Genomic DNA, 17,403 nt, shown 5'->3' on the forward strand with positions numbered 1-17,403 from the left:
TAGTATGGTGGCTAAATTAAATTACAATTTACAAATTTAAAAATACAAGATTTTGAAAAACACGTTTATTCAAAGTATGGTTGCCTTGTGCCTTTTTTTTAGCTTAAAAGTTACTGCACAAGAAGTAAATATACCACTAAATATTATCGTATTTGGCGCTCATCCAGACGATTGTGATAATAAAATGGGCGGAACAGCAGCTTTGTTTGCTAAAATGGGACATCACGTTAAGTTTGTGTCAGTCACAAATGGAGATGCTGGTCATTATGCAAAAGGCGGAGGTCATCTTGCTAAAATAAGACGCAGTGAGGCTCAAGAATCAGGAAAACGATTAGGAATTGAGTATACCGTTTTAGATAATCATGATGGCGAACTTTTTCCTACTATAGATGTAAGACATCAAATTATAAGAGAAATAAGAAATTGGAATGCAGATGTTGTTCTAACACATAGGCCTGTAGACTATCACCCAGATCATAGGTATACAGGTGTGTTAGTGCAAGATGCTGCCTACTTAGTTATTGTTCCAAATGTAACACCAGATACACCCGCATTAAAGAAAAATCCAGTATTCTTATATCTACAGGATCACTTTCAAAAGCCAAACGAATTTAAAGCAGATATCGCTGTAGATATAACTAGTGTTTTTGAAACTAAAATGAATGCCTTAGATGCACACCAGTCTCAGTTTTACGAATGGCTTCCCTGGACAGAAGGTAAACTAGATGAAGTGCCAAAAGACGAAAATGAAAGAAGAGCATTTCTTACCAAAATATGGGGACGATCTATTTCTTCTAATGTCAGAGCATCTTTAACAAAATGGTATGGACCAACTAAAGCAAATGCCGCAAAATATGCAGAAGCTTTTGAAATCTGTGAATATGGTAAACAACCTACAGATGAAGAAATAAAACAACTTTTTCCAATGTTAAACAAATAATATATAGACATGAAAAGACTAACATTTATAGTATGTATGGCAGTGATTAGTTTCAATGCTTTGGCACAAGACAAACCTGAAAAACCTTTAAGAATTATTGCCATTGGTGCACATCCGGATGACTGTGATATGAAATTTGGAGGTACCGCAGCACTTTATGCGCAACTAGGACATAAAGTTAAATTTTTGGCATTAACAAATGGAGATGCAGGACACCAAAACATGGGAGGTGGTGTTTTAGGAAAAAGACGAAGAGCAGAAGCTAAAAAAGCAGGCGAGGCTTTAGGCATAGAATACGATGTATTAGATAATCATGATGCAGAGCTTATTCCAACTTTAAACGTAAGACATCAGGTTATTAGAAAAATTAGAGAATGGGATGCCGATATTGTTTTGGGGTTACGCCCTAACGATTATCATCCAGATCACAGAAATGCAGGTATAGTTGTTCAAGATGCAGCATATCTAGTAATTGTGCCAAATGTAACTCCAGATACACCAGCTTTAAAGAAGAATCCTATTTTCTTGTATATGCAAGATGGTTTTCAAAAACCATATCCGTTCTCAAAAGATATTGCTGTTGTAATAGATGGTGTTATGGATAAAAAAGAGAAAGCCTTTGCAGCTCACGAATCTCAAGTTTTTGAGTGGATGCCATGGTTAATGGGAATGACCGAAAGTGATATTCCTACAGGAGAAAAAGAGCGTTTAAATTGGGTAAATACAACGTACTTAAAAGAAACCAAATTTGATGAAACAGCTAAAGAATCATTGAAAAAATGGTATCCAAAAACCGATGCTTCAAAAGTGAAATATGTCGAGTTTTTTGAGATTTGTGAGTATGGTAAACAACCTACTGATGAAGAAATTAAATACTACTTCCCCATGTTAAAATAACAAGACATTCTTAGTTAATAATTAATCCATTTACAGAGCAGATATGAACAACCAAAATACTATAACAAAGAAATACTACCATATAATTATATTGGTAATGCTGGTATTCTTTGTCATTTCATTTATAACCAATATTCTTAACTCCATAATTGTAGACGTAAAACAGAGTTTCGATTTAAGTCTAACTTTAACGGGCTTATTACCATTTTCATTTTTTATAGCTTATGGTGTTATGTCTATTCCTGCTGGTTTTTTAGCAGAAAAATACGGAGATAAAACATTGTTAGTCGCTTCGTTTTTTGTCATGACGTTAGCCTCTTGTGGGTTTGCTTTTAACCCTAGTTACATCTCATTTACAATTACTTTATTTAGTTTAGGGTGTTGTATGGCAGTGTTACAAGTTGTAATAAATCCCATGTTAAGAGTTGCTGGTGGCGAGGAACATTTTGCTTTTAATTCTGTATTAGCTCAACTCGTTTTTGGTTTAGCGTCTTTTGCTAGTCCTTATTTGTATAAATATTTAGTGAATACTAACGAAATCAATGCTTCGGGTATGGCGAGTACCTTAAGAGGACTTGTTCCTGAAAATTTACCATGGGTATCTTTATATTTTGTGTTTTCTCTAATAGCTTTAATCATGCTAATTATTGTCTTTTTTGTAAAATATCCAAAGGTTCAAAAAAATGAAGATGAAAAGGCAGGAGATAAAAGTTCTTATCTCAGTCTTTTAAAGAATAAGTGGACGCTTTTATACTTTTTAGGAATTTTTTGTTACGTAGGTACAGAGCAAGGTATCGGAAATTGGATTTCTCAATTTTTATACGAATATCATAATATAGATCCGCAACTATTAGGCGCAGATACCGTAGCCTATTTTTGGGCTATGCTAACTGTAGGCTGTCTTTTAGGATTGCTTTTACTTAAAGTCATGGACAGTCGTAAGTTACTAATATATGCTACTTTAATAACAATTGGCACCATTATATTAGCGATAACAGGATCGTCTGAAATTGCATTAATAGCCTTTCCTTTAATTGGTTTCTTTATCTCGGTTATGTGGTCTATTATATTCTCCTTAGCGCTTAATTCGGTAAAAAGTCATCATGGATCATTATCAGGAATTTTATGTACAGGAATAGCAGGAGGTGCTATTGTTCCTTTTATAGTGGGGTGGATAGGCGAACTTGTTAGTCTTAAAACAGGAATGTTTTTCTTAATAATTCCGTTATTATTTATTCTGTCTATCGGGTTTTGGGCTAATCCTTTAGTGACCAATAAAACAATTAGTTTAAAAAAAGACAGCTAATATGGTAGAAGAAGAATATATAGGAATAGACATAGGAGGAACGACTATAAACTTAGGTGTTATTCAGAATAATATAATTAAGAAAGAAGATGCTGTTTTAGTCAATAAAGATGCAACTAAAGAAGAAACTCTACAAAGTTTATATCAACTTATACGAGAGAATTTAACAAACCGAGTGGTTGCAATAGGAGTCGGAGTTCCTGCAGTAGTCGACCCAATTAAAGGTATTGTTTATGATGTTCAAAATATAAAAGATTGGAATGAAGTTGCTTTAAAAATGCTTCTAGAAATAGAATTTAGTCTCCCCATTTTTATAAATAATGATGCTAATTGTTTTGCTCTTGGCGAATTTATGTATGGCAAAAATAATCGTTCTAATCAGTTCATAGGTCTCTCCTTAGGAACAGGTTTGGGTATGGGAATTGTTATTAACAATGCACTGTATAATGGAGTGCTCTGTGGTGCTGGAGAAATTGGTATGTTGACTTATAAAGATAGTATTGTAGAGCATTATACAGGTAGTTTTTTCTTTACCAAATATTATCATGCTACAGCTAAGCAGCTTGCAACTCTTGCGGAAAAAGGAGATAAAATGGCTTTAAAAGCATTTGATGAATATGGTGAACATTTAGCTGAAGCCATAAAAAGTATCTTATATATGTTCGCGCCAGACAAAATAATTTTAGGAGGTTCTATAAGCAAGGCATATCCTTTTTTTAAGGCGAGCATGTTAGAAGGTTTAAAAAGTTTTGCATATCAAAAACAAATAGAAAATTTAATTATAGACGTTTCAAAAACAAAGGGGGCAGCGCTATTAGGAGCGGCTTCTTTATGTCTTCAAAACAAATAAAAACATACATAAAATTATGAGAAATAAAATACTCTTTTTATTAGTAATGTTTATTGCAGTGAGTTGTTCGGCTGAAATAAATAAACAAATACCAATTAAAATTGAAAATAATAAAACGGGAGCGCCAATAACTTTAGGGATTCCGTTTCCTAAGGGCGAACTCTTTTCTATAGATCACGTCAGGTTACTAAATAGTAAAGGAAAAGAGATTGTTTGCCAGACCACAGAAGTTACAACATGGGCACCTGCCGATGATAGTATTAAGTGGATTTGGGTATTCTTTTTCTCAGATCAGAATACAGATTATACCTTGGAATATGGAGACGATATTTATCCAATGGAGCCAGAGCATAAAATTGTATCGGTAAACAATATGAGACCTCAGGGTGGTATAACCGTAAATACAGGAGCATTACAATTTAATATTAATAAAAAAGGACACGGATTCTTAGATGAGGTTTTTATCGATCAAAATAACGATAAGACATATTCTAGTGATGAACTAATTGCATCCGCACCCAAAGATTCTAGAGGAACGTTTTTAGATATTCTAGACGATTCTGGAATAGATTTATCTAAAGCAACCGTACACGAAGTGTTTAGAGAAATTGGTTCAGGACCATTACATGCTGTTTTTAGAGTAGAAGGGACTTATAAATACAATAATGAAGATAATATAGATTCTCCTTTTTCGATGAGAATTCATGCATATGCTGGAAAAAAATATATAAAAGTATTACACACACTTACATATACAGGTGTGCCAGATAAACACAAAATACAAAAAGGAGAACATAGTAATATTGCGACTCAAAGCGAACATATTATTTCTGAAGACACCGCAGATGATAAAGGTTGGACGCAGCCAAACGATCAGATTTCTGGTTGCGGACTAACCTTTAAATATCATTTAGATAAAGAAGTACAGTTTGCTACATCAACCAATCAAGACATGCTTACAGATACAGATGTGGCGTATAATGTGTATACTACGCCATTATCAAATAAAAAAGCAGGCGTATTACAAACAGGACCTAAGCAAAACAAACAAAATAAAAATTCAACGGCTATACAAAGAGAAGTTGGGTTTAATGCTACAGTGTTTAATGGTAAAGAAAGTATCGCAAATGCACAGCGTGCAAAAGGTTGGGTAGATGTTTCAGATAAAACAAAAGGAATTAGTGTAGGGATTAAAAATATGCTTCAAGAGTATCCTAAAGAGCTAGAGATAGATCCAAAAACAGGAACACTTAATGCTTATGTTTGGCCATCTAGTATTCAGGCCATGAGTTTTGAAAGAAAAAATACAGATTTAGACGGTGGCATGTTGGATAATTTTGCACAAGGCATTACTAAAACAACAGAGTTTATTTATTATTTCCATACTTCAGAAAATATCGAGACTATAGAGTTAACTATGGATTATGCTTTAGATCCTCCTGTTGCTCATGCAGCTCCAGAATGGTATACGTCGTCTTTAGTGTATGGTAAAATGGCGCCGTTTAGTACTAAACATTCAGAGTTTGAAAATGCATTACAGTACAAGTACGATTGGATGGCTTTTAATCAAGAATGGGAATCGTGGTATAGTATCTTCGATTATGGAGATGTTAAAACCTATTATTTTAAAGATGAATGGCACATGTGGACAAATAATGAGCCTACAGTAGATTTTAGTCTGTGGACCAATTTTATGAGAACAGGTAATCCTAAATATTACAATATGGCACAGGCTATGAGTAAACATACTATGGATGTAGATAATATTCATTGGCCCAAAAAACGGACTTATGTAGGTGAAATCAATGATGCTATAGATTTTTGGAATTATGAAAATGAACCAGAATCTACACCGTATTTAGGTATTGGTCGTAGACATGGTGACGAGCATTGGTCTGCATTGTTAAGTGCACATGTTTGGATTCAGGGTTGGATTGCTTCTTACTACATTACAGGAGATCAAAGAGCACTTGAAGTAGCAAAAATGACTGGAGATACGTATTTAAACAGAATTTGGGGAGACCACGATTTAAGAGGACGACGATTGTATTTATCTATTCTTAATTTGGTAGAATTGTATGATGCAACAAAGCTCGAAAAATATAAAACAGAAATAGACGAGCGTGTAAAACTTATGCTTGAGTTACAAAAATCGCAAGGTGGAAATTTATTGTTAGACCGCTACGGATATTCACAAACGTATGTAGCTCAAGGGTTGTATAAATACTATCAATTAACAGGGCGTGACGATGTTAAAAAAGCTCTTGTCGATCATGCGAGATGGGTAAAAAACATACCACCTTTAAACCATCAAATGGAATCGTATTTAGCTACAATTTATCCATTGCTTATTGGTTACGATTTAAGCGGAAATCCTTCTTTTTTAGCCGAAGCAAAACAAAGAGCAGAAATGCTTAAAGTGTCTGAACTTCCAATTAAAGTAGATAAAAATACAACTCAGAAAGCTTATAGTGAAGCCTTGTTAAAAATATCTAGATTACCTAAAGATGAAAAAGACAACATTGCAATTTGGGATTTAAACCAAGGCTTAAGAGTGTTTGGTTGGACACATGCAAACAACATTCCATATTTGTTGTATTGGTTAGATAATTTAGAGCCAGAAAAGGCTAAATAAAATTAAATATTAATAATTCCAATGTATTTAAATAATGATTTGTGTTAGTTAGTAAAACTGATTTAGTATTATAACATATCACTTTTACTTTAGTAAGATAAGGGCTTCCAGGACACTGGAAGCCTTTATTTTTGTCATTACTTTTCCTTCCTATTTATAAGGTTTTTAAAAGATGTTAAAAAAGTGTTGCAGGTAAATAGTGAAGGTGTTAAAACTTTCATTATTTTTATAAAACTTCATATGTTGTAAATAACAAGGTTCTTTTTCCTTCTAAAAGTAAAAAGAAGGTGTGTTTACATTATTGAAAAACAATAAATTACCTCATGAATATTTTATATTTACACGGACTAAATGGAAGTTTAAGTCTCGAAAAAAAAACGATTTTAGAGCAGTATGGAAACGTCTATGCGCCTTCAATAGATTATGAAAATGAACCAAATAGTATTTCAGATATCATTGCACAATATCATAATATTTCTGTAAATGTGGTTATAGGAAGTAGTATGGGTGGGTTTGCAGGTTATTATGTGGCCAATCAGTTTCAATGTCCCGCTTTACTTTTTAATCCTGCATTATTAAAGCGTTCAGTAAAACAGAATATTCCAGAAATAAAATATAAAATCAGTAGTGTTAAACGTATTGTTTTAGGTACCGAAGATAATGTTGTTAACCCTAAAGAAACGCTTCAGTTTTTAGCCAATACAATAGATTTTTACCCCAATTATAATTTACATGTGCGTAATCAGTTGGCTCACCGTATTCCTATTACGGTATTTAAAGAAGAGGTGAATATCTTTTTTAATGAATTAGGAGATTCTTGATAGAAATAAAAACTGTTTTAATACAGTAATATGTTTGGGTTTAAAGTAAAGTGATAAGTTGTTTTTCTTAATTGAAAAATTAAAAAAAGGGTATGAGAAAGTTATTACAAATCATAGATGAAAATTTAGGAGCAAAAGATTTTCCTTTTAATAGTTTTAGTGGAGATGTCTATTTTCAGGGAGTTGAAGGCTTAAATATTGGAGAAAGTGAGTACGATAAGCTATTAGAAAAATATAATACAGCGCTAGAAAACTCAAGAAATACTTTAACCAAAAATGAAGATTTACTGGCCGTTTTTATAAATATCTCAAAGCCAAAAACAAATAAGGAACCAACCTATTATAGATCTAGTATTATATTAAATACAGGGATTGTTTCCTTGCGTAGTGACGAGGCTACAGATACAGAAAAAACACCCGATTTAATATTATATCTCTCTTGGGATGATATAGATTTTATTGAATTAATAGAAAGCAACAATAAAGAAGAATTACACGTGTTTAGATTTTACGAGAAAAACAACACGATACAACATGACTTATGTATTGATAGATTTGGTACAGCCGATTTAATCGCTTCTAAAAGAATACTAAAACTATTAAATGAACTTGTTGAATATAAGAATAATACCCATGCCAATTTTATTGACGAACACGTCGAATTACAATCAAAAATTGAAAAATTATTTAATGATGAAAATTATGAGGCAGGTGTTGAAGCTTTAGATAATTACAGTAAAAAATACAATATAAACGACATTACTTTAGACGATTCTTCGTTTTATTATTTTAATAAAACCTTCGGATTAAGAAGTATGGGGAGGTACGAAGATGCTTTAGATGCTATTGATAGTTATATAGAAAGATATCAGGAAATAGGAGAGATAGAACCGTATACTTATGAGTTAAAAGCAGAGCTGTTAATTAAACTTAAAAGATCTTTATCTGCCATAAATTGTTTTGCAATTAGTGAAGAGAATTACGAAAATAATGAATACAAAAAAGGAGTCCACGCGAAGAAGGAAGAGGTCTATTCTAGTCTAAAAAAGACATTTATAGATATTCCGTACGACCATAGGAAATTAGTTTTTGTAGGAAAACATATTTATGCAACAACATCTAATAACATTGTTGTTCTAAAGAAAAGAGATCTGCCTGCTAAAGTTGAGTTTCCAGAAGGGCATCCTATTGTTAATGAAGTTTACGTTTGTCATCCCATAAAACAAAATTTATATCTGCCTATTAAAAGTTATAGTGAAACTTTATTTATAGAACGTGTTAACGAATTTAGCTATTTACTTAAAGGTTTAGGAGCATTGCATTTAGATATTTCAGACAGTAACATGAGTAAATCTGTAGAAACTAAAATTTCTAAAAAAGCATTAGTATCCGATTTAAATACAATAGAAAAACATCAAGATTTTAGTCCTAATAAGGCGCCATATATTCCTACAGATTTAGTTTGGTATCATTCAGAATTACATTGGCAAAAATTAGTAGATCAAAGATTACATGGGAATATTAAAACACATACAGAACATATTTTAACATCGCAAAGTGATAATGTGTCTGCTAAAGAATTAACAACAATTAATACAGAATTAAAGTTGTTATTGCCAAAAGCAGGTGTAAAATACACAAGTAAATTTGCTGTCACTAAAACAGCATTTAAAACACAAGAATGGATTGTTAAAGTAAAATTTGCAGATGCAAGTAAATTTGCTTCACCTTTAGAAAAGATTGAAGATGTTTCTACACTTCATTCTAGTTCTGAAAGTAAAGCATATCAATCAAATCTTAATAAGTATGAAGAAGAAGTTTTGTTTATGCTTGAGGATGATGGTGTTATAGATGACTCGGAAAGAAAGATTTTAAACAGAAAAATTAAAAAGTATGGTATTTCTAAAACAGATGCCATTGCTATTGAAAGCAGGTTACTAACTTGCGGTTATTCTGAAAACGAACAAAAATATATTGAAGAATTAAAAGATGTATTGAATGATGGAAAAATCTCTGAAGCTGAAAGAAAAATTCTTAATAGGTATGCCTTAAAATTTAAAGTAAGTCCAGAACGACAAGAAAAAATAGATGCTGTTTTTATTACCTAGTTCTGTATTTTTTAAAAAATGTTTAACATATTTATAGTAACTAAAAGTTAGCGCATTAAAAATATAAAAGTGGGGTGTTGTCAATAATAGCAGCTTAAAATTAATCTTATTTAGCTAATCTTAAAGCAGTTGCATAAGCACTATCAAAAGCACTATTTTCTACAGCTTTTGCGGCTTTTTCAACATCATATTCTGCACGCTTAAAAGTAACTTTAAGTGCATTAGAATTGGGTGATGTTGTTTGGTTAAGTTCTAAAATAGCATAACAAATTCTTGAATCTCCATCTTTAGGTTTTCCTACAGAACCAATATTTATCACATGTTTAAAAGTTTCTTTATCCTTAATAACCCGATGAAAAGGCTTGTGTGTATGTCCGCATAAAAGTACATCAGCGTCTTGGGCATGTAACATTTTTAGAACATCCTTTTCAGGATAATTAACAACCATATAATCGTTAATAGCTTTTACACTACCATGAGTTATAAAAAGATTAAATGGTTTGTTTTGGGTATTAAACGACAGTTTTAAATGTCTTGGTAAATTAATTAAATAGTCTCTGTTTGCAGCACTTACTAAGGCTCGTGTTAATCCTTTGTTCGATGGTTTTTCTTCATGCTCAATAGGCTTTAATAAAGCTTCATCATGATTTCCCATAATTGTAGGAATGTGTCTTCTTCTAATTTCATTTACAACTTCGTTTGGCCAAACATTATACCCCACTAAGTCGCCTAGGCAATATATCGCATCAACTTGTTCGGTTTCTGTATCTTTAAAAAAAGCTTCAAGAGCGGGTAAATTGGCGTGTATGTCTGAAAAGAATGCAATCTTCATTGTATTGGAATGTATTTTATAAGGATTATATACGTATCAATTAATAAGGTATTCAAAAATAAAGGTATCAACGTATTAAAGAAAAAAAAACGCACTTATTTTAAAATTGTAATCTGATTCTTTTAAAATTAAATTGCATTATGAACGTAAGTTCATTACATTTGTATAAAATTTATAACATGCCACGCCCTAAGAAGAAGAGAAAAGTTAATCATCCGCCAAAAATGCAAGGGTTTAAACCATTCGGAATTGCATTTTGCGATAGCGAACGTGTAATCATGAAGTATGAGGAATACGAGGCGATAAAACTGGTGATTTACGATGACCTTTCTCAAGATGTTGCAGCCGATAATATGGAGGTTTCTAGACCAACACTTACACGGATTTATAACAGTGCCTTAAAAAAAATAGGACAAGCTTTTGTAGAAGGAAAGTCTATTATAATTGATGGAGGGGAGTTCGAATTCGATAAAGATTGGTTTAAGTGTAAACGGTGTTTTAAATTAATAGATGGGGTGAAAAACAATCCAAAATGTGGAGATTGTCCCCCTTCTGATACAGATGGATTAATAAATTTAAATGAATAGTTATGCCAAATTTTGATCATAAAGGCCCCGAAGGATTAGGTCCAAAAACAGGAATGAAGTTAGGAAGATGTAGGAAGTTGGCATCAGACACGAATACGTTTACAACCAATAGGCCTTTTTGTAACGGGCGTCGAAAAAAAACAAATCAAGATAAAGTAGTACGATTAAATTTAATAAAATGAGAAAAATAGCAATTCCAATAACAAAAGATAACCAGATAGAAAACCATTTCGGACGTAGTAAGTTTTACGAAATCTATTTGTGTTCAAGCAACAATGAAATATTAGATGTTCAATTGTTAGAAACAAACCATAAACGGGCATGCAAATCAAATATTTTTAATGAATTAGCACAATCAGGCGTAAGTTATTTACTGTCTGGTAATATAGGAGATAATGCATATCATAAATTAAACGATGCAGGAATTAGCGTTATTCGTGGATGTTCTGGTAATTCTTCAGATGTTATTTTAAAATTTATAGCAAATGAAATATCAGATAATGGCGCATGCTGTTCAAGTCATAATAAAAAACACAACCATAATCATTCTTGTCATAATTAATAGAATGCAATTAGGCTTATGTGCTTCTTAATATAGCATGAAGCGATACGATGTAGAATATATAAAGTAAAAAATGAATGCATACTAAAGATACAAGTATTATACAGGGAGAACGGGTAAAGTTACCTACTAAATACGGACATTTTGAGTTGATTCCTTTTCAGGAGAAAAAAAATGGAGCAGAGCATATTGTTCTTATTAAAGGTAATATTAATTCAGAAGAAGCAACGCTTGTAAGAATACATTCTGCTTGCGCTACAGGTGATTTGTTTGGATCTTTAAAATGTGATTGCGGAGAACAATTAGCTCAAGCCATGACAATGATAGAAAGTAATAAAAGTGGCGTTATTGTGTATTTACAACAAGAGGGTAGAGGTATAGGTCTTATGAATAAGATGAAAGCTTATAAGCTACAAGAAGAAGGTTTTAATACTATTGAGGCAAATATAAAATTAGGTTTTGCACCAGATGAAAGAGATTATAATGTGGCTGTAGATATATTGAATATGCTTGGTATAAAGACATTAAAATTATTGACTAATAATCCTGATAAAATTATAGGCTTAGAAACGTATGGGATTCAGGTGGTAGAACGTGTACCTATAATAATACATTCTAATCCATTTAATGAGAACTATTTAAATACTAAGGAACACCAAATGGGACATTTACTTAGTGAAGAAAAACCTGTAAATCTATGCCATGATCACTGATGTTTTTGAATTAAGGCCACGTTATGGCGAGGTCGACCAAATGGGATATGTGTATCATGCAAATTATGTAACGTATTGCCATCAGGCACGAAATGAATTGTTAAGAAAATTGGGCATCGATGAGATTGTACTAGAAAACAATCAAATAATACTGCCCGTGATTTCCTTTGAAATTAATTATAAAAAACCGGCTCATTTTGACGAACTCATTTCAGTAAAAACAATCATAAAAGAGCTTCCTAAAGTTAGGTTTGCTTTCGAATTTGAGGTGAGTAACGCACAACATATTATACTGTGTAAAGCAAAATCTACAGTCGTGTTTGTCGATAGTAATTCTCGTTTACCAAAGGCTATTCCAGAATTTATAGAGAGAATATTAGAGAATAAGTTTAAAGATAAAGTAAGTGCCTAAACTACCGTTTAGTTATAAATGGTAGTTTAAGGTTGGTTTAAAACTGGAAAATTTAATAAAAAACACCTTAATTTATCAAATTTTAAAATAATACAGTGACTTAAATCAAAATTATACTTCATATTGTAACACGTTTTCTATTTTTGTTGCTTTTTATGAAGTTTTAAACTTCGAGTAATTAAAACATAATTATAGTAATATATCTTAATGGGTTATAATCGGTAAAAATAATCTAGTAAGTACATGGCGTTTTAAAGAGCGTATAAATTAAAAATCCCTATGACAAATAATATACTTATTGAAAATCAATATAAAAGAACAAGCTTATTTGAAAAAGAAAATGTGAACTATTTGGTTCGTGTTTTAAAACGGTTTAATACAGTTCCTAAAATAAATAATATAAATATTATTACCTCTAATAAAGAGCCTAATGTATTTAAAATTGTTCCTAATAAAGCGATCATCATTGGTACGTTGTTTTTAGATAAACCGGTTTTGGCATTGGTGTATTTAAGATACGGTATAGAATGGCAATTATGGTATAAAGCTCTAGGCGAGGATAAACAAAATACATTATTGTGCGATATTGCTGCACTTAAAGTTACACGTATATTTTATAAATTATTACCTAAAGACGATAAAGAAAAGTTAGAACCTTTAAATTTTAGTGTATTAGATTTAATTAAAAGTAAAGAAGATGTAGATACAGATTCTATTGTAAAGTATAATGCGTTGCAAGAAATTCATGGTTTAGATCATTCCAGTACGGTGTTTAAGGAATCTTGGAAACCTATACTTGAAAATCTAGCTATGCCAACAGAGTATTTATTAATGTCTGGAGGAGATTTAAGATTAAATATTGATGAGATCGGATTATTAAATAAATATGGTTGCCGACCTTTTCCAAGGCCAGAAGCATTCACGTTTGCATCGTCTACAGCTACAAGTGTCTCAAACTTTGCTTTCGATAAAACAGATAAAGTTAGAAATATACTTATCGGGAATAGCTTAAAATATGGTTTCGAAAAAACGACAACAGATTTTTCTGAACTACTTAAAACAAACCTTAGAAAAATATTTAAATTATACGATGGATGCGAAATTATTTTCTCACCATCAGGAACAGACTCTTCGCTTCAGTTAGCTGGAATTACTCAAATTACAACTAATAAAGATATCACCCATGTTTTAGTTGCTTCAGATGAAACAGGAAGTGGTGTGCCAGGAGCCTTAAAAGGGTGTCATTTTGAAAATACAACAGCATTAAATTTCCCTGTTAAAAAAGGAGATAGTATTGAAGGTTTTAGAGATGTAGATGTTATTAAAATTACATTTAGAGACGAAAATGGAGCTTTAAAATCTACAGAAGAATTAGACCAAGAAGTATATAAAGCTGTTTCAGAAACTAATAAATTAGGCAGACATATTGTATTACACACTATGGATCAGTCTAAATTAGGGTATCAATCGCCTAGTGATGAATTGGTTCAGAAGTTAAATACGCTTGAAGATTTATCAATGCAAATTATTGTAGATGGTTCGCAGTTAAGATTAGATCCAAAAGACGTGAAAAATTATTTAAATAAAGGCTACATTGTAACCATTACAGGTAGTAAATACTTTACAGGACCTCCATATTCAGGAGCTTTAATTTTTCCACAAAGTGTAAGCGATTCAATACATAATGTAAAAACAAAACTTCCTGTTGGTTTAACTCAATATTATAATCGTTCAGACTGGCCAACATCATGGTTTTGTTCAGAAGATTTACCTAGCGGATTTAATTACGGTTCTTACATGCGTTGGAATGCTGCTATGGTAGAAATGGACAGATATTTTAAAACACCTATACTTTATAGAAATATGGGGATAGAAATGTTTTGTAATTTTGTTGACGATTCTATTCAAGAAGCAAGTTTCTTAGAACCAATTTATGGTAATGAAACCAAAACAAATAGTTACGATAGTGAAGAATTTGGAATTAGAAATATTCGTACTATTTTCCCTTTCTTTATTTTAAAAGATAATGAAGCTTTACCTATAGATAAGGTTAAAAAATTATATACACTACTAAATTCAGATTTGTCAGAGCAGTTTAAAGATGCTTCATTAGAAACCATAGGACTAGCCGCTCAAAAATGCCATATCGGTCAAGCAGTAAACGTAAAATATGCTAATAATATTCCAAGTGCAATTCTAAGAATTAGTTTGGGGGCAAGAGTTATTTCAGAAAGTTGGGTGAATAGAGATATTAGTTTATACTTTAGAAATATAGAGTTGCAAATGCATCAAATTACTGTTATTATTAAGAAAATTGAATTAATCTTAAGTCAGCCTGATTTATTAGATTAAGAACAGTTTTATATAAAAAAAACCTCAATTATATTTTAACATTAAAATGTAATTGAGGTTTTTATTTGCATTCTATTTTAGAAATTTACTATTATAGTGAATTAAATATCATAACTTATTTTAAAGCCTGTATACCAATTTCTAGGTTGTCCTGGGTAATAGTATCTTGGTTCTGAATCTCCAAATCCAACAGCATTTATTAATACAGATGATGCGTAATCTTTGTCGGCAATATTATTGATGCCCGCATTAACTTCTATAGTTAATTGTGTTGTAATGTTATTTTTGTAGGCTAATTTGGCATTAAATACAGTATAATCATCAGAATAAAGCGTATTTGCATCATTTAAAGGCATGGCGTCTACATATAGAAAATTAGTGTTTAAATTAAAATTTAGGTAGCCAAAATTCAATCCTCCATTAATTTTATGGTCTGGTACACCTGTAAGTTCATTACCCGAATAATCACTGTCATTATCTACAAATTCTATAAATTTATGATCTGTAATTTCGGCGTTTAAGTAAGGAGTGAATACAAAACCAGAATTAAACATCTCTGTATACGATACCGAAAGTTCAATCCCTTTATGTTCTGTTTTGCCAGCATTTCTACCAATGTATTGATCTTCTCCAATCCGGTCTGCCACAAGTAAATTGTCTATATCTAATAGGTAAGCAGAGAGTTGTAAGTGTAATTTATTTTGAATTAAAAAAAGTTCACTTCCAATTTCATAATTAATCCCCGTTTCTGGTCCTAATTCCGGATTAATAACACCTTCTGGTGTGAGCGTTTCTTCTATTGAAGGATAATTAAATCCTTTACTTACATTAGCATAAGCACTTATATTAGGAACAAATTGATAGACAATATTTAAGTTTGGAGCCACAATAGGATCAAAATTTCTATCTGCGTCTTTATTGTTTTCGTCTGTATTAAACTGGTCTGTAAACTCGTAATTTGTGGTGTTAATATTAAGCCCAATTTGTGCTTTTAGTTGGTTTGTAATAGGTAATGTAGCTGTAGCAAAAAGATTTAGGTTTTGTCTGTTTTCAATATTATCGCTAAATAATTCTCCTTCTAAGCTACCGTTTCCATTATTGTTTTCATATAAATTTTCAATAGTTTTCCAATTGTATTCATCTTTGTATAGCTCGCCTCCAAAACTAAGATTAGCATTACGGTTTATAAATTTAAAATCTTTAGCAAATAGAGTTCTTGCGCCATAACCATTAGTATATTCATCTAAAATATTAAATGGTCTAGGTTCGTAATGATCTAGATAACTATAAAAAACAGAGGTTGTATTACTAAAGCTATTTGAAAAACGATGTGTATAATTTAAACCAATTAAGACCTGTTTGTTGTCTTCATAACCTTGAGCCTCATTCCAAGTATATGCTGCTTGAGAAGGAGCGTTTTGAAAAGCAGTTTTTCCTATCGAACTTGGGATTTCTGCAAAATAGTCGGTGTAATTTAGTAAAAAACCAAGTTCGTTAGTATCGTTAAACGTATAGTTTGATGTTAATAAAACCATATGTCTTTTGTAATTACTATTATCTCGAAATCCATCAGATTTTAAATGATCGTAATTTAGGTTTATAGAGAGTTTTTTAGTTGCTGAGGCTAATGAAACATTGTTTTTTAATAGTCCAAAACGTCCCACAGTTAAATTTGTTTTTAAAAACGTTTCACCTTCTAAGGCCTGTTTAGAATTAAGTAACAAAGTTCCTCCTAAATTGGTTCCGTATTGCGTTGCTTTAGGACCTTTAACAATTTCCAAATTTGCTATGTCTTCAGGATCAAAAGCATCAATAGCAGTTTCTCCGGTTCCGTTAGTTATCGGGATTCCGTTAAAATACGCTCTTATTTTATTTGTTCCATAAAGCGTTCTGGAACCTACACCACGAATTACAATTCTATTGGTGTTTAAAGCACCACTCTGTATATATACACCAGGAGTTTCGTTAATGCTAGACACCAAATCTATAGGGCTGTAAGCGTCAAATTTTTGAGACGATATTTTTGTTGTTGGTACGATAACTTTACTCTCTTTTTGATAATTAGATGAAATTATAACCTCATCTAAATCTTGAGTATTTTCTAAATTTATAAGTTTGAAAATACTATTATTTGCTTTTAGCGTAACAGCTTTGATATAATATCCTGAATGTTTAATTTTTAATTTTATGGGTAATTTTAAATCATCGGGTATTATAAAAACACCGTTAGAATTTGTTTCAGAAATAGATTTGTTATCATAAATTATAGATGCATTTTGAATGGGTTGCTTTGATGCATTAAATACAGAACCTCTAATTTGTTGTGCTAGTAAAGGATTGATAGATGCTAAAAAAAAGAGCACAATTATGGTTTTTAAGTGTATAAAT

At 31.6% G+C, this 17,403-nt stretch carries 15 protein-coding genes; 13 read left to right on the forward strand and 2 right to left on the reverse strand.

All coding sequences use genetic code 11. The features are described 5' to 3' along the window. Positions 1-52 precede the first annotated feature (52 nt). The 7 genes from Q1B05_RS14000 to Q1B05_RS14030 all read left to right on the forward strand — a co-directional run bounded on the left by Q1B05_RS14000 (position 53) and on the right by Q1B05_RS14030 (position 9,557). Positions 53-940: a PIG-L family deacetylase gene (locus Q1B05_RS14000; protein ID WP_366944388.1), complete on the forward strand. Its 888-nt coding sequence runs from the start codon at positions 53-55 to the stop codon at positions 938-940. A 9-nt stretch (positions 941-949) separates the two neighbouring features. Continuing rightward, the gene (locus Q1B05_RS14005) at positions 950-1,837 is read left to right on the forward strand and encodes a PIG-L deacetylase family protein (protein WP_299781576.1); all 888 of its coding nucleotides are present in this window, start codon (positions 950-952) and stop codon (positions 1,835-1,837) included. Positions 1,838-1,880: 43 nt separating this feature from the next. Then, positions 1,881-3,143 (forward strand): MFS transporter, encoded by a 1,263-nt coding sequence (locus tag Q1B05_RS14010; protein WP_299781577.1) that lies wholly within the window; start codon positions 1,881-1,883, stop codon positions 3,141-3,143. Between the two features lies 1 nt (position 3,144). Beyond that, positions 3,145-3,993, forward strand: a complete 849-nt coding sequence (locus Q1B05_RS14015; protein ID WP_299781578.1) for an ROK family protein — start codon at positions 3,145-3,147, stop codon at positions 3,991-3,993. A gap of 16 nt (positions 3,994-4,009) precedes the next feature. Further along, complete coding sequence (locus Q1B05_RS14020; RefSeq protein WP_299781579.1) at positions 4,010-6,628, forward strand: hypothetical protein; 2,619 nt, start codon at positions 4,010-4,012, stop codon at positions 6,626-6,628. A gap of 323 nt (positions 6,629-6,951) precedes the next feature. Continuing rightward, on the forward strand, positions 6,952-7,449 hold the full coding sequence (locus tag Q1B05_RS14025; RefSeq protein ID WP_299781580.1) for a YqiA/YcfP family alpha/beta fold hydrolase: 498 nt from the start codon (positions 6,952-6,954) through the stop codon (positions 7,447-7,449). Between the two features lie 92 nt (positions 7,450-7,541). Then, positions 7,542-9,557 (forward strand): hypothetical protein, encoded by a 2,016-nt coding sequence (locus tag Q1B05_RS14030; RefSeq protein ID WP_299781581.1) that lies wholly within the window; start codon positions 7,542-7,544, stop codon positions 9,555-9,557. A gap of 106 nt (positions 9,558-9,663) precedes the next feature. Here the strand turns inward: Q1B05_RS14030 and Q1B05_RS14035 are convergent, their stop codons facing one another. Further along, entirely contained in the window at positions 9,664-10,389 is a 726-nt protein-coding gene (locus tag Q1B05_RS14035) for a metallophosphoesterase family protein (RefSeq protein ID WP_299781582.1), read from the reverse strand. Between the two features lie 140 nt (positions 10,390-10,529). On the opposite strand from Q1B05_RS14035, the gene Q1B05_RS14040 reads away from it, so the two are divergent. From Q1B05_RS14040 to Q1B05_RS14065, 6 genes are all read left to right on the forward strand, one after another. Next, the gene (locus tag Q1B05_RS14040) at positions 10,530-10,976 is read left to right on the forward strand and encodes a DUF134 domain-containing protein (RefSeq protein WP_299781583.1); all 447 of its coding nucleotides are present in this window, start codon (positions 10,530-10,532) and stop codon (positions 10,974-10,976) included. A gap of 2 nt (positions 10,977-10,978) precedes the next feature. Continuing rightward, positions 10,979-11,158 carry a DUF5320 domain-containing protein gene (locus tag Q1B05_RS14045; protein WP_299781584.1) on the forward strand — a complete coding sequence of 60 codons (180 nt, stop codon included), beginning with the start codon at positions 10,979-10,981 and terminating at the stop codon, positions 11,156-11,158. Then, complete coding sequence (locus tag Q1B05_RS14050; protein WP_299781585.1) at positions 11,155-11,538, forward strand: NifB/NifX family molybdenum-iron cluster-binding protein; 384 nt, start codon at positions 11,155-11,157, stop codon at positions 11,536-11,538. Before Q1B05_RS14045 ends, Q1B05_RS14050 begins: the two co-directional genes overlap by 4 nt. A gap of 77 nt (positions 11,539-11,615) precedes the next feature. After that, positions 11,616-12,251 (forward strand): GTP cyclohydrolase II, encoded by a 636-nt coding sequence (gene ribA / locus Q1B05_RS14055; RefSeq protein WP_299781586.1) that lies wholly within the window; start codon positions 11,616-11,618, stop codon positions 12,249-12,251. Continuing rightward, on the forward strand, positions 12,241-12,663 hold the full coding sequence (locus Q1B05_RS14060; protein WP_299781587.1) for a thioesterase family protein: 423 nt from the start codon (positions 12,241-12,243) through the stop codon (positions 12,661-12,663). The genes ribA and Q1B05_RS14060 overlap by 11 nt, the downstream gene beginning before the upstream one ends. Before the next feature lie 279 nt (positions 12,664-12,942). Continuing rightward, positions 12,943-15,015: a hypothetical protein gene (locus Q1B05_RS14065; protein ID WP_299781588.1), complete on the forward strand. Its 2,073-nt coding sequence runs from the start codon at positions 12,943-12,945 to the stop codon at positions 15,013-15,015. 101 nt (positions 15,016-15,116) lie between these two features. Here the strand turns inward: Q1B05_RS14065 and Q1B05_RS14070 are convergent, their stop codons facing one another. Further along, positions 15,117-17,378 carry a TonB-dependent receptor gene (locus Q1B05_RS14070; protein ID WP_299781589.1) on the reverse strand — a complete coding sequence of 754 codons (2,262 nt, stop codon included), beginning with the start codon at positions 17,376-17,378 and terminating at the stop codon, positions 15,117-15,119. Positions 17,379-17,403 lie beyond the last annotated feature (25 nt).

The sequence above is a fragment of the uncultured Formosa sp. genome, assembly GCF_947500765.1.
In the GTDB taxonomy this organism is placed as follows: Bacteria; Bacteroidota; Bacteroidia; order Flavobacteriales; family Flavobacteriaceae; genus Formosa.